This window comes from Paraglaciecola psychrophila 170 (genome assembly GCF_000347635.1).
GTDB classification, from domain to species: Bacteria; Pseudomonadota; Gammaproteobacteria; order Enterobacterales; family Alteromonadaceae; genus Paraglaciecola; species Paraglaciecola psychrophila.
This window is the reverse complement of record NC_020514.1, coordinates 2,192,908-2,212,697: the sequence shown is the minus strand read 5'-3', so window position 1 is coordinate 2,212,697 and position 19,790 is coordinate 2,192,908. Positions and strand designations below refer to the sequence as shown.

Sequence of the window (19,790 nt, the reverse complement as noted above, 5' to 3'; positions counted from 1 at the left end):
AGTGCCTCGGACGGTTTTCATTCTGAGTGGGGTGGCGGAAAACTGAAAACATGAAATTCTGGGATGGTCCGGTTCACGCCATGAGGCAGGGCGTCAACTAATTTGTCATCAATAGAGGAGATTTTCTCTCTTTTAATGTGAGTAGATATGTACTCTCGCAGAACGGTTTATGGCTCTTACAGCATTTAAACAATATCCTGAACCATTTAAACGCGAGCGCACTAACTGCGGCATTATGAGACTTTCCTTTTGCACGCTGCTGATTGTAATACAAGCTAGCCCAGAAGGACTGGCTGACAGACTTGTTCCGACCATTCAATGAATGATTGTCGTGAGAATTTTGAGCACTGCCACCGCCAATGTACCCATGATTTTTTGCCACTGCGCTCAGTGACGGGCGCAACCCCTGAATAGGTTTGTACTTCAGCCGCACTTTCAAATCGGTCTCTATTCTCCCCCATCGCTACCAGCAACCTAGGACCAAGACAAGGTGTCCTAGGTTGCTGGTAGTGACTTAAAAATAGGAGCATCGCTCATAGTGTTAAAAAGCTCATAAATGGCGCTATCAAATGATTTAATCGCCACAATGACTGTTTGAAACTGTTGAGCTAAAACCGTAATTAAGAGCTCATGTGACTGCACGACGGCCTCATCTTCAGTCAAGGGGATAGCATTGTTGATTGACAATATACGTTGTTCTAATAGCGATACCGCGTTTCCCCCTCTCTGATTAAAGAACGCCCTTACTGTTGATTCTTTTGTTCTTTTTATTTTAGTCAGGCTCGGCCAGCGAATGTGAAAGTCAGAAAACAACTGTGTATCTCTGTGTGAAAACCACTCTAGCACCTGAGGTTAGTGTTGTTTCAACGTATTTATAATACGGTTGCTGTAGCGTTTTTTATCGTCAACAAGCCGCCTTCGTTGCTCCACTAAAAATGCGAGTTTTCGGATCTCGACACTTTGAGTGTGTAAGGGTTTAATGTTTTCTGGATAACGCAGCATGATGTCCAACGCAAGTTCAGCATCGGTAGGATCATCCTTTGCTCCGCTTGTTGAAAATGCTGTTCTATATCTCGCTAACATCGCCGGATTGATAGAAAATATAGTGACAAAATCATACTTTTGAAGAGCATAAACAATTGGCCCTTTACATAACTCTACCGCAACGGCTATTTGGCCATGATATTTCTGGTGGAGCGACGTTATCCATTCGTCAATGTATTCGGGAGACGCCTTGATGATATCAAAACTGCGCTTTCCGTCGGGAAATTCAATACATACATCATGCTTATTGGTTGCCCAATCAATACCAATATTTAACTCATAACCTTGTTTACTAGTCATTTCTCTCTCCTAAGCTTTAGGTTCAGCATGTATGCCTAAGCTTTTCGAAAGCAATATAGCTAGCAATCATTGGAGCAAGTCCTGAGTATTCGTTTTGAAGCTTGGGCGTGCTAGATGCATCGAAAGCAAACCGGAAAACATTTAAGTATGTTGTGAGCGAGTTATTCGTATACAGCTAGCACATGACCTTGAACAGAAACATTATGCTCCTTTTCAAGATTGAAAGACGATATTGAGCGAAAACTGACCTTAATCCAGATTATCAGACAATTTCCAATATGTCTGTATCACGCTCATTGCCTTCAGTCAGAAGGCCTTCAGCGAATACGAGCTTCTAGCATGAAGGAAACATAGAAACGTCAAACCCTTTAAGCGTTTTCTAAGTAAAAAACATTTACAGGATTAGGGAAAGTTCAATGCTGTGCTAACAATGATTTTCCAGTTGTTGCGTTTTTTGCAACAACTCTATTTATTGATGTATGTATTGCATATTAATGGATATTGGCTAATTTTCGGATGGCTATGATAACAGTTCAGGTTATTATTGATAAAACAGTTCAAATTTTTATTTATTCAACAATGCCGCGATACATATAAAGATCTTAGCAAAGGTAATTTGGCGCTAGGATTTCTATACTGTATATATATGTAGTATAAAAATCGATGATTTAGCATTGAAACTTGTGAGCAATGCGGTGTTGCGGTAAATTTTACAGCCAGCATCGAAGACCCATTTGTGATCCAAAAGATACTCAGTCATCTGAATACAAAAGATGAACAAGATAGACTTACTGTGGAGAGGTTTCTTTCAATTGCAACATGTAGCATTTAAATTCCTTTTTTTAGCATTTACGTTGACGCCATTGTCAACAATGACTAATTTAAATCTTGAGGGCTTTGGCATATCACTGCTTTATTAGCAGCCCACCAGAGACACAAGATAAAGACAAGACCCATGCTTCGGCGTGGGTTTTGTCGTTTTAACGGCCTAAAACATTACGTAGCTGAAAAAACTTATTCTATTTTAGCAATAAAGGTCTTTTAACAGTAAAGACTTAATAAATATTTCAACTTAGTATGACCTAGGAACCTGCGGGGTCATCCGATGACATGTCTGCTTCGGGCGTGAAGCTGAAGTTATTACAAACAGCAGCAATGACGGCTATGGCACAAACTGGTCGTAAGCCGTAACTCGATAGTTTTTAACTTTAATGCCACAGTTTCAAACTTCATTGTCTAGTTTAAGTCTTTTATTTATTGCATTCCGACATCAGAAGACGCCGTGAACACTGTGTCACTTCTCAGTTATTTTTACGATACTTTGTCACTGCGTTCAACAGAAAAAGCAGAACCCCAGAATGCTCTCTCGCTGAACAGCAATTATCAAAATTCCTGCTTGGGGTGAATTTTAGAAGCGTTTTGTTATAATGAAGGGCGATGTAACATCAATAGAATTACCTATCCACCAATGACCTTAAGATATGACAATATTCTCAATGCTGTATCAAAATCACCAGAACACGCGTCGCTTGATGAGAAGCGTTCAGACCTAATGATAAAGATTCATAGAATGTTGGATTTAAGAAATGTACCGATTAAAACAATTGTACAAGCATTTAGCGTAACTCCTTCACAAGCTAAAAACCTTTCAAAAGGTAACACTGAAAAATTTACTTCTTACGAACTTCAAACATTTTTACCGCGGCTTTCGCCTGAAATTAAATAGGCGGAAAATATCAAATTCCGTTGTTTGCTTAGTAACCATCAGAATAGTTTAATAATTATTTTCTCTCAGATAGTCACTATGTCCAAAAGGAGCCTAATTTAAACTTAACATCCTAAGACCTTGAGCTATTAAATGGCCGTAATTTATTCAGATCTTAGATTCGTTAGTCAGATTTCAATCTCATCATTCAGATTGGACTTATGTTTCAAGCAAGATTCAATGATCAAGGAGATGAAAAATCTGATCCATGACTTTCCAGACTTTTCTGGGGTCACTTCGACGCTTTGAAAACTCTCCATTAACAGCTCCCATTCTTGCACTTTTGGGTTAGCCTTATCATTTTTACTTTTAACCTCAAAAGTAAAACTGGCGTGAACGTCTAGAACCATCACCAACAGGGTACCAAGACGATAAATCTGCATATTCTCAATACCTGAATCGCGAATACTTTCAAACACTTCTGGCCAGACTCCTCCTGGTTGATGGTATTGCTCATACAAGCGAATCAACTCTTGGTCATCAATTAATTCAAGGGTTAAAACATGTCGTTGCGTAGATATAGTCTTCAATTCCAATTAGCTTATCAATTCAAACTAAGCGCGATAGATCTTGTGTGCACGATAGCCATAAATGCTGATCACAACAAAACAGATTAAGGGAAGCAAAAATGATGTTTGCACCGAAGGAATAGAATAAAAAAACGACTCATTATCAATCATAGTCGCTTGCATAGGAGGCATCAACGCCCCTCCTACAATAGCCATAACTAGACCCGCGGAACCTAAACTTGCGTCATCTCCCAAATCTTTTAAGGCTATACCATAAATAGTAGGAAACATTAATGACATACACGCCGAAATAGCAATTAAGCAATACAGTCCCAGCATGCCGCCAATAAATATAGTACCAAGAGAAAATGCAATGCCGCCCAATGCTAATAACATTAGCAGCTGGCCGAGGCGGAAAAAGCCCAACAAAAAGGTACAGATAAAGCGACTCGCTAAGAAAATTGACATAGCAACCATGTTATAACCTTGGGATTCTGACGCGGTGAGACCAACAGAGGTCATGCCGTAATGAATAACAAAGGTCCAGCACATAATTTGTGCACCCACATAAAAAGCCTGAGTGATAACACCTTCAATGCAGCGACCATTTTTAAATAAACGTTTAAAAGTTGCGCCTAATTCACTTAATGTCAGTGGGTTGTCATGAGAGATAGTGCGCGGTAATTTAACGAATAAAAACAGACAAAATAGAATAGCAACAACAACAGCAATCGCAATATAAAGGCCACGAACGGTTATCAAATCCGCAGCCTGCATAGCTTGGTGCGCAACTGGATCGCTAATGGAAAATTCACTTAACGCAGTAGTTAATTTGTCGTCTACCGTACTCGGCAGCATAGCTGCGTACTCTGGATGAGCCACACGTTCTGCAGTTCGAAACTCTTCTACCTGTAACTTATTTAAAATTAGCGTTGAGGCAACAAACATACCTGTTAAAGAACCTATCGGATTAAAGGCCTGCGCCAAATTCAAACGGCGGGTTGCAGTTGCTGGGTCGCCCATAGATAAAATATAAGGATTGGCAGTGGTTTCTAATAACGCTAATCCACAGGTTAAAATACATAGGGCAGCTAAAAAAAAGTTGAATTCCTGTTGCACGCTAGCAGGAATAGCCATAATTCCATAGCCTAAATAAAATGCAAATTGCACCATACTGCTTTGTGCATTTGAGATAAGAAAAATATCTTTAAATGCTTTGACTAGTGGGTTGGTTACATCATTGGCGAACCCCCACAAGGGGAAAAGCATTGCGACCAAAATAAAAGGAACGAGCATATTGGTCGACAATAATGGGATCGATTTATCTTGAGAAGAATATTGCGGCAATAACTGTGGCATAAATGACCTTTTACATAGATACGAATTTATTTAAAATAGTCAATAATGACTATTATTTTCAAAAAAAATACCGTAACCAATGCTAAGTTACGGTATTCGATTGACTATTAAAAAATTATAGACGACCAGTTATGCCAAAAGTAAGGGTCCGCTCTCGATTAAATGCACCATTAAAAGTAGATTTATTTAACAAGAAATCACGACGCCCTTCTTCTGTAATATTATTCACGTCAACAAAAATCGAGATATTCTCCGTCAAATTGTAACTTACATTCATATTCAAACGTTCGTCGGCCTCATTGAATACAGCGCTAGAATTTTCTGCTTGAGCACCTTGACCAGGCAAGTTCCTAAAGTAATCGTCACGGTATATATAACTTAAACGAACACCAAAATTATTTTTTTCAAAATATAAAATAGAATTAAAGTTATTTTTTGAGGAGCCAGGAAAACCAAAACCGTTATCACCTACATCTTTGTTAAACTCACTATCTGAATATGTGTAATTTGCTTGAAGACCAAATCCATCAAATGGTGCAGGTAGAAACAGGAACGGTTGACTAAAACCAAGCTCAAACCCTATGACATTTCCATCTGAAAAGTTCGCAGGGGTTCTAACATCAAAAATAGTATCACCCTGTCCAGGCAATGTTTCCCGAGTTGTAATCGGAAAGATAAAATCATTTACATCTTTATAGAACACACTTACTACATAAGCGCCTTCCATCTCATTATAATATTCTAAGGTCGTATCGAAGATATATGAAATGGTAGGGGTTAATTCAGCATTACCCCGTTGTCCACTGGGTATGTCTCCAGGATTATTTGGCTCATTTGCAGCTTCCCTTGGTACTAAATCTGAAGGATTAGGTTGAGACATCACCTTTGCTGCACCCAAACGAAGAGCAAAATCGTCATTTAAATCAAAATTTATATTACCACTAGGTAAAAACTCCCAGTAATTGTTGTCCGTTGTTGTTGGGGTTATTGAGTTATCTGGGTTCACACGTGCACCTTGCCCCTCAAACTTCACATTAACTATCTGTAAACCTGCATTGGCAGAATACTCCAAACCAAACAGCTTCCCAAAAAAGTTACCTTCAGTATATGCAGCGAATACATCTTCTTTAAATGCAAATGACGCCGCTGGAGCAACGCCCAGAAAGTTGCTTTCACCTAAAGCTGGAATCTTGTCATAAAAAGTAACTAGATTACCATAAGGGAAGCTACTAAAAACATTGTCATCTGGATAAAAGTTATAATCCACGTTGCTAGCACCAATGCCTGCTTGCCTAATATTTAATAACTCGTCGGCTGTTAAATCACCTGCAACATCTAAAATTCTTGTACGGGTTGAGACGATATCGTCTTTGGAATATCTAAAACCAAATTCGACCGATTCAAAAAAGCCATCATCTATTATCCATTCAAAGTCTGCTTTTCCTCCCCACTGTTTGCCGCCCATGAAAAAATCTCGGACTAATGAAAGACCCGGTGGTAGCACATAATTAACATTGTCAATCGAACCTAAATCGGCACTGAATAAGCCATTATCTGAATTAAAACTGACCTGATTTGCAGGAATATCTTGTACCAGTATCGGAAGGTCTAAATATTGAAAGTAATCCACATCCGAGTAGTGGATATCTACAACAACGTTGAAATTAGGTGATGCCTGATAATCAAAATTTAGGCCACTAACAGATGACTCTGTTTTGTTCCCGAAAAGGAACGGAATAAATTGTACTTTAATATTTTGATCATCTGAAGAACCACAAGTAGCAACTGATTGCAAAGTATTATTTTCATCAATAACAATGTCACTAGGGTCAAACACTGAGTTGGTGATTGCAGGACCAAAAATAGGCGCAACACGATTTCTAATAGAGGAATTATCAAAAGATGTATAAATAGTGTCGGCACTAATAGTAAAGTCGTCAGTAACTTTCCATTGAACCGCAAATGACAAAGACTCACAAAATTGTTTTTCACGAATGGGTTCGAAATCTATAGCATTAATGATGAATACATCTTCAACAGTTTCATCTGCAATTCCATTCCCTGAATTGTCTATTTGAATATCTGAAGAAATAACAGTAGGAAATAATTGATCCCGCCCAGGAAATGATTCCGAATCTAGGTAATAGAAATAAAACCCTAATGTATCATCAGCAGACTTTGCACCGAATATAGCACTAATACGATTACCAACCTCATCACCTATAGAGCCTTTATCACCTTGAAAAAGTTAAAGAGCCAAAATAGTTTTTATTGTCACGATACTGACTTCCATCTAAAGGCTTTCTCGTTATCAACTCTACAGTGCCTGCAAGCCCTGACTCTGGGTCACTTGCCGTAGGGGTTTTCTTTACAACAATGCTTGATATGATATTAGTAGGAATAACTTCTAGATTAAATGAGCGTAAATTGGATAAACCTTCGGTACCTGAAGACAGCGCGGTTTTGCCATTAACGGTAGTAGTGACGTAGGTTGGGCCCAACCCTCGAATTGAAACTCTATCACCCTCTTGTCCTCCATCATTACGTTCAATTTGCACACCAGGTATTCGTTGTACTGCGTCAGAAATTGCAGCATCTGAAAATTTACCTAGATCATCCGCAGAAATGGCGTCTACGACTAACTCAGCGCCTCGTTTCAAATCTTGAGCTTTAAGGATGCGGATGCCAGAAACGTTTATAATTTCAACCTTACCTTCTTGATCCTGTGCGAAACCTACATTAGCAAAAAGCATGGTTGTGAGTGTCGCAGTTGAGATTGTTGTATTAATAACTTTAGTAATTTTATTTTTATTATAGCGGTTTGTACTAGTTGTTAGTTTCATGTGTTTATATCCACTTAGTTATGTCAATTATCAGCGGGTAAATTATATTTCACCAGCAAAAAAAATATTTACATTTACAAAACCAACTAAAGAATCTCACATTTATTTTACAATCGCAACTATATTTCACATATGGAATCATATTTTATATACGTCACATAAAAAAATTACGGACTCCGAAATGGACTTGCGCCACACTTCTAGAAACACATGATTAACAATTGATATTAAAAATATGAATGGGATTATGATGGGTAAACTTTAAATGATTTATAAGGAACAAACATAATGATGGGATTTTAATCAGGGTCGTATCCTAATGCGACAGAAATATCTCTAGCAGCTTGTTTAATTATACTATGGGAATCTTCCACGACTGTTTGGTGAGATCCATCTAAATATTTAAAGTAAGGCACAATCAAAGCAGCTACCGCTTGGTCTTGATAATCAAAAACTGGATAGCCAATATCCTGAATGCCCTGTGCTTGGGCACTATGAATACTTTCATAACCCTGGCTCAACACCTTCCGTACCATTTTATCCATATCTAAAACATCTTCATTAAGGTGATGTACAGGGATACGACTTAACATTTGTTGACGAGTATATTCATCAGCAAACGCCAATAACAAATGCCCTGAGCAAGTATTCATTAAAGGCGCTTCTGCACCCAATCGCACGCTAAATACCCGTTCAGAAGGCGAGTTTTGTTGGACTACTACATGCCCTTTCCCTTCATAATAAATAACAAGATGGCAGGATTGTTCGATATCATAAGACAACCTACGCAGCACAGGGGCAGATTCACTAGTCAGCCTTTTTACTGGTGGGAAACGATGTGCTAAACCAAACATTTTTAGAGTGAGGGTGTACCTATCACTGCCCTGCTCTAGTGATACATATCTCCGCTGCTGCAGCACCACTAACATTCTGAATAGCTCTCATACCGATTTATTGAGCTTTTTGGTAATCTCGCCGATATTTAAACCTTCAGCTTCAACAGCTAATAACTCCATGATATCCATGCCTTTTTCTAAAGCTGGGGCACTGTATGTTTTACGTTTTCCCAGTTCTTCTTTATCAAACTGTTTTGTCATCAATAACTCCTTTTATGCTAAGAATGTAAATGAGGGGCACCTTTAAGACTATAATACTGCGTTACATTCATAAAGAGAACAAGTGGCTGCTACAAGATAAAAACATCCTACATATTCCATTAAACACTTCTCAGTAAACTGTTGACATTTTAACAACAAACAGCTAATTTTATATGCGAGTTTAAATTTTATATATAAATAAGAGCGGTTATGAGTAAAACAAACAAAATCATTTCACTGGAAACTCACGACATTCGTTTTCCTACTTCAAAATCATTAGATGGGTCAGATGCCACAAATAAAGATCCTGATTATTCAGCTGCTTATTTATGTTTAGAAACGGAAAAAGGTAACGAAGGTTTCGGTTTAGTCTTTACCATAGGCAGAGGCAACGACATTTGCTGCGTAGCTATTGAAGCCCTTAAACATTTGGTTATAGGTAAAGACTTTAACGATATCACCAAAGACATTAATAATTTTTATGATAGCTTGCGTTCAGACAGTCAACTTCGGTGGTTAGGCCCAGAAAAGGGAGTGATTCATATGGCTATTGGTGCCGTGGTCAATGCCGTATGGGATATGTGGGCTCGCAGCGAGGGTAAACCACTGTGGCGACTATTAGCCGATATGAGCCCAGAGCAATTTGTTAACTGTATCGACTTTAGATATTTAAGCGACGCACTGACAAAACAAGAAGCCTTGGAGATGGTCACCAAGAATCATGAAACCAAACAAGAGCGTATTCAATATTTAGAACACAATGGCTACCCGTCGTATACCACGTCGGCCGGCTGGTTAGGTTATAGCGATGAGAAACTCGCTAAATTATGTGAAGAGGCTCTTGAACAAGGCTTCAAACATGTAAAATTAAAAGTAGGCCAAGATTTAGAGAGTGACATAAGGCGTTGTGAAATTGCCAGAAAAGTGATTGGTAATGATACGAAATTAATGATTGATGCCAACCAAATCTGGGAGGTGGACGAAGCAATTGAGTGGACCAACCAACTTGCTCATGTCAAACCATGGTTTATTGAAGAACCCACCAGCCCCGATGATATATTTGGGCATAAAAAAATTAAACAGAATATTGGCGATATCAAGGTCGCAACAGGTGAGCATTGTCATAATAGAATAATGTTTAAGCAATTTATCGCCAACGATGCAATTGATATAGTACAGATAGATTCTTGTAGACTAGCTAGTTTGAATGAAATACTGGCAGTTTACTTGATGGCGGCTAAATATGGGAAACCAGTCTGCCCCCATGCCGGTGGTGTGGGTTTGTGTGAATATGTGCAGCATCTATCGATGATTGATTATGTGCATATTTCCGCCGACTTAACTGATCGCGTGGTAGAGTTTGTTGACCATTTACATGAGCATTTCACTGATCCATGTGTGATTAAAGATGGAGCCTATGTAGCCCCTAGCAAGCCTGGCTACAGCATTGAAATGTTCGAAAAAAGTGTCGCCGCCTTCACTTATCCAACCGGAAGTGAATGGCAAGAACGTCTTAAACAAACAGATAAGCTAGCTTCTTAATGAATGATTATTTTGACCCAAAGTTTCCTGACACGGTTTCTTTGAAAAAGCGCGCACGCCAGCGTATACCAAGTTTTGCTTTTGATTATCTTGAAGGAGGGTGTCATGACGAAATTGGTCTGGCGCGAAATCTTAATGATATTCAAGCGGTACAGCTGCGCAGTCAGTTGTTAAAGCCTTTTGATAAATCAGATATGTCAGTGGAGTTGTTTGGGCATAGATACGATGCGCCTTTTGGTATTGCACCTATAGGTTTGCAAGGATTGATGTGGCCTAAAGCACCAGAGATTCTGGCCAAAGCAGCGGCCGAATTAAACATTCCTTATGTACTCAGTACAGTATCATCTACCAGTCTAGAAACCATTGCAGAAATATCGGAAGGTAAGGCCTGGTATCAACTTTATAATCCTACCGATTCAGTTATTCGTGAAGATTTATTAAGGCGGATCAAAGAGGCTGGTTACAAAGTATTAGTGGTCACAGTGGATGTGCCGACTTTTGGTTACAGACCCAGAGACATGAAAAATGGTTTGGCGATGCCGCCTAAAATGACCTTGACTAATATTTTACAAATGCTGGGCTGTCCACGTTGGTTATACGAAACTGCCCTCGCCGGTAAACCAGAAATGCAAACGCTTAAACCCTATATGCCTAAGGGCATGCCGACAGACCAACTCGCCGCTTTTATGAACAAAACAGTGATGGGCCGTGTGGATATCGACGGACTCAAACCAATTCGCGACTTTTGGCAAGGACCTCTAATTATAAAAGGCCTAATTAACCAAGAAGATGTGGCTGCGGCTATCTCTCTAGGTGCCGATGCGGTGGTGATGTCGAATCACGGAGCGCGGCAACTGGATGTAGGTGAATCTCCGGTTGCTCCTTTACAAAAAGCGGTCGTTAAATATGCCAAAGATATTAAGATATTTATGGACAGCGGTTTACGCTCAGGCACCAATATAGCGTCAGCACTCGCTTGTGGTGCTGACTTTACGTTTTTAGGCCGTCCTTTTGTTTATGGTGTAGGCGCATTAGGTGATAAAGGTGGCGTGCACACTATCAATTGCTTAAAAATGCAACTTGAACAAGTGATGAATCAATTAGGCTGCGCGACTGTTTCAGATTTACCCCAGTTTCTAGTGAAGGATTAATCAGATGCAAAATCCCCCATTAATAGACAAGAAGATAAGTAAAAAACAGATCGGCAGTACCGGACTAGAAGTCGATACTTTAGGTTTTGGCTGTGCACCTCTTGGCAACCTGTATTACAGTATCAGTGATCAAGAATCAACAGCAGTGTTAGATGCAGCTTGGCAAGCTGGCTTTCGTCACTTTGATACCGCACCTCATTACGGCCAAGGTTTGAGCGAAAGGCGTACTGGCGATTTATTACGTTCGCTGCAAGGCAAGGATTACATACTCTCAACTAAAGTTGGACGGTTACTCAAACCAGCAGGATACGCCAAAGAGCGACACGGTTTTGCCTCACCTATGCCATTTGATATTCAGTATGACTACAGTTATGACGGCATTATGCGCTCCTTTGAAGACAGTCTTCAGCGTTTGGGTTTAGATAGAATTGATATTCTGTATATGCATGATATTGGTAGTGATACCCACGGTTCAGAAAATGACAAACACTTCCCTATTGCTATGAAGGGTGGCTATAAGGCAATGAATGAGCTGCGCAGTCAAGGTTTAGTAAAAGCCATAGGGTTGGGCGTTAATGAATATCAAGTCTGCGAACAAGCTATGGATTATGGTGACTGGGATTGTTTCTTACTAGCGGGGCGCTATAGCTTGCTTGAGCAAGAGTCTTTGCAGACGTTTCTGCCGAAGTGCCAAGCACGCAATTGTTCGATTATTATAGGAGGCCCCTACAATTCAGGTATTTTGGCGACAGGAGTAAGGGGCAAAGGCACAGCGAATTATAACTATGCGCCGGCTTCAGCTGAAATAATTGACCGCGTCGCTAAAATTGAGATGATCTGTGATGAGTACCATGTCACATTGGCCGCTGCCGCTCTGCAATTTCCACTTGCCCATCCAAGCGTTGCATCTGTCATACCTGGATTAGGCAATATCTCCAGAATACAAAACACCATCGACTTATTTCACCAAGCTATACCCAATGACTTTTGGCAAAGCCTCAAAGCCGCAGACTTGCTGGATAAAGACGCACCTGCGCCAACTGCAGTAAAAGCGAGTGACGTTCTACATGCGAATTGACAGCCATCAGCATTTCTGGAAACGTGATCTCGGTTATTACAATTGGCTCACTGAAGATATGGGAGCAATATATAAAGACTTTTCAGCGGACGACCTTCGTCCTTTACTGAAAAAATCAAGCATAGACAGAACCGTATTAGTGCAAGCGGCGCCAGATATAGCGGAAACTAAATATATGCTATCGCTAGCGGAAACTACGGATTTTATAGCGGGTGTGGTCGGCTGGGTTGATATGCAAAGCATTGAAGCCCCCTATCACTTAGCAAATCTGTCGAGGAGTCCTTACTTCAAAGGGATCCGTCCAATGATCCAAGATATTAATGATGATGATTGGATGCTTAAAGAAGAATTAAGTACGGCATTTTTTACTCTGATGCAATTGGGCTTATGCTTCGATGCGTTGGTCAAACCTAGACATTTAAAAGCGCTTTTCACATTGGCGCAAAGGTATCCAACGCTCAAAATAGTCATAGATCATGCCGCAAAACCTGATATTGCAGGACAGCAATTTGAACAATGGGCTGCAGATATTGAAGCCCTCGCTCAACTTAACAATGTGTATTGCAAGTTATCAGGCTTAGTGACTGAAGCGGGACATAATCCTGATTTCGATTGTTTAATCCCATATATGCAGCATTTGTTGACTACTTTTACAGCATCTCGCTTGATGTGGGGCAGCGATTGGCCAGTATTAAATTTGGCCACAGATTATTCACAGTGGGTCAGTTTAACCGAAGCATTTTTGTGTTCTATTTGCTCAGTACAACAAACACAAATTTGGTCTAAAACTGCGATCAACTTTTATCAATTGTCCACTTAACTCAATTGGGCAACGTAATACTTAAAGGTAAGTTATGGGTCTAAGATTAAGAAATAAAACCGCACTGGTCACTGGCGGAGGCAGTGGTATAGGCCAAAGTGTCTGCCTGCGTTTGGCCCAAGAAGGTGCGCATATTATTGCCTTGGATTTGACTTTAGAGGCAGCACAACAGACCGCCGACAAAATTTTAGCCAATGGCGATACTGTCAGCACCTATGCCTGTGATGTGTCTAACCATGCTCAGGTTAATGAGGTGTTGGCTGAAATTCAGCATACCCATTGCATAGATATGCTCATTAACAACGCGGGTATCGCGCATATTGGCAATATTGAGCAGACAAGCGAGGCGGATTTTGATCGTCTATACAATGTCAATGTTAAGGGTGTGTACAACACAACATTAGCTTGTATCAAAGCCATGAAAGAACGTAAAAACGGCGTGATTATAAACCTTGCTTCGGTTGCCTCTTCAGTTGGTATTGCAGATCGTTTTGCCTACTCAATGAGTAAAGGAGCGGTATTAACCATGACCTATTCCATTGCCAAAGATTATGTAAAAGATGGTATTCGCTGCAATTGTATCGCTCCGGGTCGAGTACACACCCCATTTGTAGACAACTTTTTAGATAAAAATTATCCCGATAATCGCGTTGAGATGTTTGAAAAACTGTCAAAGAGCCAACCAATGGGACGCATGGGACACGCCGACGAAATTGCAGCCTTGATTGCCTATCTATGCTCGGATGAGGCAGCGTTTATAACAGGTAGTAACTTCCCAATTGATGGCGGCTTTGTCACCTTAAATAACTAATAAAGTGGAAGCTGCTAGTTTATACCTTCGAGCTACGAGATTTAAAAGAATAAAGACTTTATCCATTGGGAGTCACTGTATAGCTTTTAGCTCAAAAATTTAAAATTCACATTACAGGACTAAACAATGAAATTATTACGTTTTGGCGAAAGTGGCTATGAAAAACCGGGGATACTAGACGACAACGGCGATATCCGCAGTCTTGAAGGTGTTGTGCATGACATTGCTGGGGATATGCTTGATGTCTCCAGTTTAGAAAAAATAAAAGCATTAGATTTAAGCACCCTGCCCTTGGCACCAAAAGGTACTCGAATAGGGCCTTGTATTGGCAGCGTAGGTAAGTTCATTTGTATAGGGCTTAATTACAGCGATCACGCCGCCGAATCAGGTATGACGCTACCGGATGAGCCCGAAGTATTTACCAAGGCCACCAGCGCCATATGTGGGCCAGATGACAATATCATCAAACCTAAAAATAGCACTAAGATGGACTGGGAAGTTGAACTGGCCTTAGTCATAGGTAAAGAGGCCAGCTATGTCACAGAGCAAGAGGCTCCGGCATATATAGCAGGTTATTGTGTATGTAATGACGTATCTGAGCGCAGTTTTCAGCTGGAGCGCGGCAGTCAATGGGACAAGGGCAAAGGTTGCGATACCTTTGGACCTATCGGCCCATGGTTAGTCACTAGCGATGAAGTAGGCGACCCAACCAATTTAGATATGTGGCTTGAAGTCAATGGCAAACGTTATCAAAATGGTAGCAGCCGTACTATGGTATTTAAGCCCGCTTTTATTGTGAGTTACTTAAGTCAGTTTATGAGTCTACAACCGGGTGACGTGATTTCAACCGGCACACCACCGGGGGTGGGTTTAGGTCAAAAACCGCCAGTTTATCTGAATGCGGGTGATAACATTCAGCTGGGTATTGAAAAATTAGGCATACAAAAACAAACGGTTACAGCATTAACAAACATAATGTAATAAGAATAATGTGCAGGTTGTGCCTAGATTTAACGAACAAATTAATAAAACGAAGAAGGAAATGGTTTCAAGAAGAACGTTTAATCAAGGTTTAGATGCTTTAGCTTTTTCTGGACTTTCACGACATATTTTAGCTAAAAATACGGGTCTTTCTAACCAACTACTTTCAAAAACATTGGGTGTTCGGCAAGTGTTCAAAAACCACAAGTTATACTTGATTGCCTTCCGGGTTTTCATATAGAGGAATTCAAGTTTGGGTGAAATTATTTAAAACGTGTTACACTTCCCGACCAAACCGATGGATGGGCTTTTTTTTTTAAAAAGAAAAAAGTTTTTTTTAGTTTGCAATCATGAACTTTCCCCAACGGAATCCCCACCAGAAAACCTGGCCCATGCAAATAAGTAACCCTGGATTTGGCTTATGATATTAATCGCCATCAACAGCCATTACCAGGTGGTACTAGTCATCTTATTTATAACTTAAAAACAGAGCGCTTAGAGCGGTAATTTATGTCACTAATTGGCACCATCAGAAACTGCCCGGGTGGAATTACTCCATGGAATAGCTGGTTAACTTGTGAGGAATCTGTGTTAAAGGCTTCAGACGAGATCGGACGGAATCACGGCTATGTTTTTGAAGTTCCGGCGAATACAGCATCTTTAGTAAAAGCAAAGCCTATTTTAGAAATGGGGCGATTCAACCATGAGGCAGCGGCTGTTGATCCGCACACTAATATCATCTACCTAACTGAGGACCGTAATGACAGTTTGCTCTATCGATTTATTCCGAAAACACCGAATGACTCGTATGCAGGTGGCCATTTGCAAGCCCTTGCGATAATTCAAGATGCAAAGTTTGATACTCATAATTGGGACACTGTCACGATGCAAATGGGTAAAGTTATGAGACAAAGTGGATTAACTTAACTGATGCACAAAGCCCAGACGATGATTTGAGAAAGCAAGGCTATGCAAAAGGTGCCGCACTGTTTGCAAGAGGCGAAGGCATACATTGGGCGACAAATGAACTGTATTTTTGTTGTACAAATGGCGAAAATAAACGACTTGGGCAAATAATGAAGTATATACCTACTAGGTTTGAGGGTAAGCCAGAAGAAGTTAACGTGCCTGGGCAGCTAAGTTTGTTTGTTGAAAGTGTTGATAATGATCTTCCCCCAGTTTTGTAGACACTTAGCTTGCCTGTGAATACATGATTTCATATTCATCTGGAGACACATGTCCAAGATGGCTATGCAGTCGCGTTCGATTGTAAAACACTTCTATGTAATCAAACAAATCTGCTTTGGCTTCACTTCGGGTTGCGTACACTTTTCGCTTTACACGTTCAGTCTTGAGCGAGTGGAAAAAACTTTCTGCAACAGCATTATCCAGACAATGTCCTCGTCTACTCATACTCGGAGTCAGATTATGCGCTTTCAGGAAGTCTCGATAGTCACCGCTAGCATATTGGCTTCCTTGATCGCTGTGAACAATCACCTGTGTTGCTTTGGGCCGTTGCCATACTGCCATGAGCAGCGCTTTAATCACAATATCCGATGTCATAGTCGGCTGCATTGACCAACCAATTACTTTGCGTGAGAACAAGTCCAATACGACAGCCAGATACAACCATCCCTCATAAGTCTTGATGTAAGTAATATCTCCAACCCAAGCGGTATCAGGCTCACACACAACAAATTGCTGCTGTAGATGGTTATCTGCTGCAATATGAGGCGTAGAAGGCTTAAAGTAGCGCCGTTTATAGCCAATATTAGCTCTGAGTTTGGCTTGCTTCATCAACTTAGCAACGCGGTTTTCACCGCATGTTTCACCCAAACGGCGCAGCTCATGTGTGATGCGTGGACTGCCATACACACCGCCACTTTGAACATAACTGGCTTTAATCTGTTCAAGCAATCGTACATTGTCTTTTTCTGCATCAGATTGAGGCTCTTTCAACCAAGCGTAAAAACCGCTGCGGTGGACATTTAACACCTTGCACATGGTGTTAACGCGGTAAACATGGAGTCGTGATTTTATGAACGTGTACTTTTCTTTGACTCGCTTGCAAAGTACATGGCGGCCTCCTTTAGGATGTTACGCTCTTCTGTCAGGCGTTTGACCTCTGCCTTAAGCTGGCGTATTTCTGCTTGCTCTGCGGATTGACTAGCAGGTACTTTCGCCTTACTCATCCAGTAATAGAGAGACTTATCGGATATACCTAAACGCTTAGAAACATCAGGTACGGAATAGCCTTTTTCAACCACTTGGCGAACGGCTTCTTGTTTAAATTCATCGGGATATTTTTTATTCATAACACTTTTTACCTTACTTCGGTTTCTTAGTAAAAAGTGTCTACAAATTTAGGGGAAGATCAGTATTTTAACCCTTCAAAAATGGACATTGATTGCAGAATTTCAGACATCTTTGATGTGTGTAAAAACGCTTTAAACAAATGTTTTATATTGTTACAAATTGCGCACTACTTTAACAGCTGTGTAGATAAAGTTCCCGGCTAACTAAATGCCCAACTGTTCAGCCAGATATTCATGCACTAATGGTTTTGAAGATCAAATATTGGTTTCATTACTTGCCATTTGCTTGTTTCACCATCCTGACTGGCTACTTTCTGAAAACGTTCCATCAGTCGTTCCCATTCCTGAACTTTAGGGTTATTTTTATCGTTAAGTGCTTTGGCCTCAAAACTAAACGTTTCATTCACCTGCAACACCATCACCAATAGCGTACCAAGACGGTATATTTGCATGTGTTCGATACCCGAACCTGCAATACTGACTAAGACCTCGGGCCACACTGAGCCTGGCTGATGATATTGTTCATACAAGGCAATTAATTCGTCATCGTCGTTTAGTTCAAGGGTCAAACAATGAGTTTTAAGCATTCACACTGACTCCAACTTGTTTTTGGCATGATTGCTCAAACTTTGTAGACATGCTGCACCCGATATCCGTAAATACTGATGACCACGAAACACATTAACGGCAATAAAAATGAGCTTTGTACTGATGGGATATTGCCGATAAAAGAAGCGCCATCGATCATCGATGCCTGTAGTGGCGGCATCAGTGCGCCCCCCACTATTGCCATCACTAAACCCGCCGAGCCTAAACTCGCATCATCCCCTAAGTCTTTTAAAGCGATGCCGTAGATTGTAGGGAACATTAAAGACATACACACCGAAATGCCGACCAAGCAGTACAGTCCTAACATACCACCCAAAAATATGGTGCCCAAGGACAAAATGATGCCGCCTAAGGCCAACAACATCAACAACGGGCCCGGGCGTATAAAACCCAGTAAAAACGTACACACAAAACGACTGACTAAAAATAACGACATCGCGACTATATTGTAACCCTGAGCTTGTGCTGCGGTCAGGCCGACCGAGGTCATGCCATAGTGGATGATGAAGGTCCAACACATGATTTGTGCACCCACATAAAATGCTTGTGCCACAACCCCTTCAATGTAACATCGATTAATCAGCAATCGTTTAAAGGTCGCCTTCAGCTCGTGTAAGGTTAATGGGTGATCGTGTGAAATCGTACGTGGTAATTTACTAAACAAAAAGACCAAAAACAGCACCACAACCACCGCTGCAATAGCGATATAGGGACCTCGGATTGTTATTAAATCAGCGGATTGCATGGCTTGATGTGCCGCTGGCTGACTCTGGGCAAATTCACTTAAGGCAGCTGTCAATTTGCCATCGACAACACTCGGTAACATTTCTGCATACTCCGGGTGAACTGCACGTTCGGCCGCCCTAAACTCCTCAACCTGAAGTTTGTTTAAGATTACCGTGGAAGCCACAAACATTCCCGTAATAGAACCTATGGGGTTAAATGCCTGGGCCAGATTAAGCCTACGAGTTGCCGTTTCGGGATCACCCATGGACAAAATATAGGGGTTTGCGGTTGTTTCGAGTAAGGCTAAACCACAGGTCAGAATACACAGCGCCGCTAAAAAGAAATTAAATTCTTGCTGCACGCTGGCGGGAATAAACAACAGTGCCCCCACCGCATATAAGGCTAGACCCAACAAAATTCCGGATTTGTAAGAATATTTGCGGATAAATATCGCCGCTGGGATGGCCATAACCCCGTAACCCAAATAAAAGGAAAATTGCACCATGCTACTTTGTGCATTGGTAATTAAAAAAATATCTTTAAATGCTTTAACAAGTGGATTAGTCACGTCGTTGGCAAATCCCCACAGTGGGAATAGCAGCGCAACAAACAAAAATGGCAACAACATACCCTGACCAATTAAAGCATGATGAGATTTACTGGTCTGTTCTGATTCTTGTTGTGTATTACTTGCTTCTACTTGCATTGTCATTTGAATCCCAACCCAGTTAATTTAAATGGCGGCCCGTGATGGCGTTGCCTCTAAAATACATAAATAACGGTGATGCAAATGACCGCTTTGCTAACAACCCAAGATACCTATAGTTGTAAACAAAAAAA

Annotated in this window: 18 protein-coding genes and 1 pseudogene; 9 read left to right on the top strand and 10 right to left on the bottom strand. The window is 40.7% G+C overall.

Translation table 11 applies throughout. The annotated features are described in order from the left end of the window. Positions 1–97: 97 nt before the first annotated feature. Positions 98–1,344: pseudogene (locus C427_RS09550) on the bottom strand (IS110 family transposase). Between the two features lie 1,468 nt (positions 1,345–2,812). Here C427_RS09550 and C427_RS09545 point away from each other — a divergent pair. Next, positions 2,813–3,070, top strand: coding sequence for a hypothetical protein (locus tag C427_RS09545; RefSeq protein WP_034899446.1), 258 nt, complete (start codon positions 2,813–2,815; stop codon positions 3,068–3,070). Between the two features lie 167 nt (positions 3,071–3,237). On the opposite strand, the gene C427_RS09540 is transcribed toward C427_RS09545, so the two are convergent. From C427_RS09540 to C427_RS26355, 6 genes are all read right to left on the bottom strand, one after another. Further along, positions 3,238–3,639: an L-rhamnose mutarotase gene (locus C427_RS09540; RefSeq protein ID WP_226991158.1), complete on the bottom strand. Its 402-nt coding sequence runs from the start codon at positions 3,637–3,639 to the stop codon at positions 3,238–3,240. A 24-nt stretch (positions 3,640–3,663) separates the two neighbouring features. Further along, a complete protein-coding gene (gene fucP, locus C427_RS09535; RefSeq protein WP_007638454.1) occupies positions 3,664–4,977 on the bottom strand; it encodes an L-fucose:H+ symporter permease in 1,314 nt (437 codons plus the stop codon). A gap of 115 nt (positions 4,978–5,092) precedes the next feature. Continuing rightward, positions 5,093–7,168: a TonB-dependent receptor gene (locus tag C427_RS09530; RefSeq protein WP_081589017.1), complete on the bottom strand. Its 2,076-nt coding sequence runs from the start codon at positions 7,166–7,168 to the stop codon at positions 5,093–5,095. Between the two features lie 43 nt (positions 7,169–7,211). Continuing rightward, positions 7,212–7,820 carry a TonB-dependent receptor plug domain-containing protein gene (locus tag C427_RS09525; RefSeq protein WP_007638449.1) on the bottom strand — a complete coding sequence of 203 codons (609 nt, stop codon included), beginning with the start codon at positions 7,818–7,820 and terminating at the stop codon, positions 7,212–7,214. Positions 7,821–8,119: 299 nt separating this feature from the next. Further along, positions 8,120–8,749 carry an IclR family transcriptional regulator gene (locus tag C427_RS09520; RefSeq protein ID WP_007638448.1) on the bottom strand — a complete coding sequence of 210 codons (630 nt, stop codon included), beginning with the start codon at positions 8,747–8,749 and terminating at the stop codon, positions 8,120–8,122. Positions 8,750–8,761: 12 nt separating this feature from the next. Continuing rightward, on the bottom strand, positions 8,762–8,917 hold the full coding sequence (locus tag C427_RS26355) for a hypothetical protein (protein ID WP_007638447.1): 156 nt from the start codon (positions 8,915–8,917) through the stop codon (positions 8,762–8,764). Between the two features lie 210 nt (positions 8,918–9,127). On the opposite strand from C427_RS26355, the gene C427_RS09515 reads away from it, so the two are divergent. The 8 genes from C427_RS09515 to C427_RS27390 all read left to right on the top strand — a co-directional run bounded on the left by C427_RS09515 (position 9,128) and on the right by C427_RS27390 (position 16,487). After that, complete coding sequence (locus C427_RS09515) at positions 9,128–10,459, top strand: L-fuconate dehydratase (protein WP_007638446.1); 1,332 nt, start codon at positions 9,128–9,130, stop codon at positions 10,457–10,459. Further along, the gene (locus C427_RS09510; protein WP_007638445.1) at positions 10,459–11,610 is read left to right on the top strand and encodes an alpha-hydroxy acid oxidase; all 1,152 of its coding nucleotides are present in this window, start codon (positions 10,459–10,461) and stop codon (positions 11,608–11,610) included. The genes C427_RS09515 and C427_RS09510 overlap by 1 nt, the downstream gene beginning before the upstream one ends. A gap of 4 nt (positions 11,611–11,614) precedes the next feature. Beyond that, on the top strand, positions 11,615–12,688 hold the full coding sequence (locus C427_RS09505; protein WP_007638439.1) for an aldo/keto reductase: 1,074 nt from the start codon (positions 11,615–11,617) through the stop codon (positions 12,686–12,688). Beyond that, positions 12,678–13,508, top strand: coding sequence for an amidohydrolase family protein (locus tag C427_RS09500; RefSeq protein WP_007638437.1), 831 nt, complete (start codon positions 12,678–12,680; stop codon positions 13,506–13,508). Before C427_RS09505 ends, C427_RS09500 begins: the two co-directional genes overlap by 11 nt. A 34-nt stretch (positions 13,509–13,542) precedes the next feature. Then, positions 13,543–14,319: an SDR family NAD(P)-dependent oxidoreductase gene (locus C427_RS09495; RefSeq protein WP_007638435.1), complete on the top strand. Its 777-nt coding sequence runs from the start codon at positions 13,543–13,545 to the stop codon at positions 14,317–14,319. Positions 14,320–14,445: 126 nt separating this feature from the next. Then, positions 14,446–15,300: a fumarylacetoacetate hydrolase family protein gene (locus tag C427_RS09490; RefSeq protein ID WP_007638434.1), complete on the top strand. Its 855-nt coding sequence runs from the start codon at positions 14,446–14,448 to the stop codon at positions 15,298–15,300. Between the two features lie 510 nt (positions 15,301–15,810). Next, a complete protein-coding gene (locus C427_RS27395; protein ID WP_015430746.1) occupies positions 15,811–16,227 on the top strand; it encodes an alkaline phosphatase PhoX in 417 nt (138 codons plus the stop codon). A 26-nt stretch (positions 16,228–16,253) separates the two neighbouring features. Further along, a complete protein-coding gene (locus tag C427_RS27390; RefSeq protein ID WP_015430745.1) occupies positions 16,254–16,487 on the top strand; it encodes a hypothetical protein in 234 nt (77 codons plus the stop codon). Between the two features lie 4 nt (positions 16,488–16,491). Here the strand turns inward: C427_RS27390 and C427_RS09475 are convergent. The 3 genes from C427_RS09475 to fucP (C427_RS09460) all read right to left on the bottom strand — a co-directional run bounded on the left by C427_RS09475 (position 16,492) and on the right by fucP (C427_RS09460) (position 19,656). Then, a protein-coding gene (locus C427_RS09475; protein WP_085949629.1) for an IS3 family transposase occupies positions 16,492–17,615 on the bottom strand; the annotation gives its coding sequence in 2 pieces (ribosomal slippage) (positions 16,492–17,387 and positions 17,387–17,615; 1,125 coding nt in all). A gap of 239 nt (positions 17,616–17,854) precedes the next feature. Next, positions 17,855–18,202 (bottom strand): L-rhamnose mutarotase, encoded by a 348-nt coding sequence (locus C427_RS09465; RefSeq protein ID WP_007638431.1) that lies wholly within the window; start codon positions 18,200–18,202, stop codon positions 17,855–17,857. 35 nt (positions 18,203–18,237) lie between these two features. After that, positions 18,238–19,656, bottom strand: coding sequence for an L-fucose:H+ symporter permease (gene fucP / locus C427_RS09460; protein ID WP_007638429.1), 1,419 nt, complete (start codon positions 19,654–19,656; stop codon positions 18,238–18,240). Positions 19,657–19,790: the final 134 nt, after the last annotated feature.

Coding starts and splice junctions, on each gene's coding strand:
- C427_RS09545 (WP_034899446.1), top strand. CDS start 2,813: ATGACCTTAAGATATGACAATATTCTCAATGCTGTATCAAAATCACCA.
- fucP (WP_007638429.1), bottom strand. CDS start 19,656: ATGCAAGTAGAAGCAAGTAATACACAACAAGAATCAGAACAGACCAGT.
- C427_RS09490 (WP_007638434.1), top strand. CDS start 14,446: ATGAAATTATTACGTTTTGGCGAAAGTGGCTATGAAAAACCGGGGATA.
- C427_RS09525 (WP_007638449.1), bottom strand. CDS start 7,820: ATGAAACTAACAACTAGTACAAACCGCTATAATAAAAATAAAATTACT.
- C427_RS09465 (WP_007638431.1), bottom strand. CDS start 18,202: ATGCTTAAAACTCATTGTTTGACCCTTGAACTAAACGACGATGACGAA.
- C427_RS09510 (WP_007638445.1), top strand. CDS start 10,459: ATGAATGATTATTTTGACCCAAAGTTTCCTGACACGGTTTCTTTGAAA.
- C427_RS27395 (WP_015430746.1), top strand. CDS start 15,811: ATGTCACTAATTGGCACCATCAGAAACTGCCCGGGTGGAATTACTCCA.
- C427_RS09520 (WP_007638448.1), bottom strand. CDS start 8,749: ATGTTAGTGGTGCTGCAGCAGCGGAGATATGTATCACTAGAGCAGGGC.
- fucP (WP_007638454.1), bottom strand. CDS start 4,977: ATGCCACAGTTATTGCCGCAATATTCTTCTCAAGATAAATCGATCCCA.
- C427_RS09515 (WP_007638446.1), top strand. CDS start 9,128: ATGAGTAAAACAAACAAAATCATTTCACTGGAAACTCACGACATTCGT.
- C427_RS09505 (WP_007638439.1), top strand. CDS start 11,615: ATGCAAAATCCCCCATTAATAGACAAGAAGATAAGTAAAAAACAGATC.
- C427_RS09500 (WP_007638437.1), top strand. CDS start 12,678: ATGCGAATTGACAGCCATCAGCATTTCTGGAAACGTGATCTCGGTTAT.
- C427_RS26355 (WP_007638447.1), bottom strand. CDS start 8,917: ATGACAAAACAGTTTGATAAAGAAGAACTGGGAAAACGTAAAACATAC.
- C427_RS09495 (WP_007638435.1), top strand. CDS start 13,543: ATGGGTCTAAGATTAAGAAATAAAACCGCACTGGTCACTGGCGGAGGC.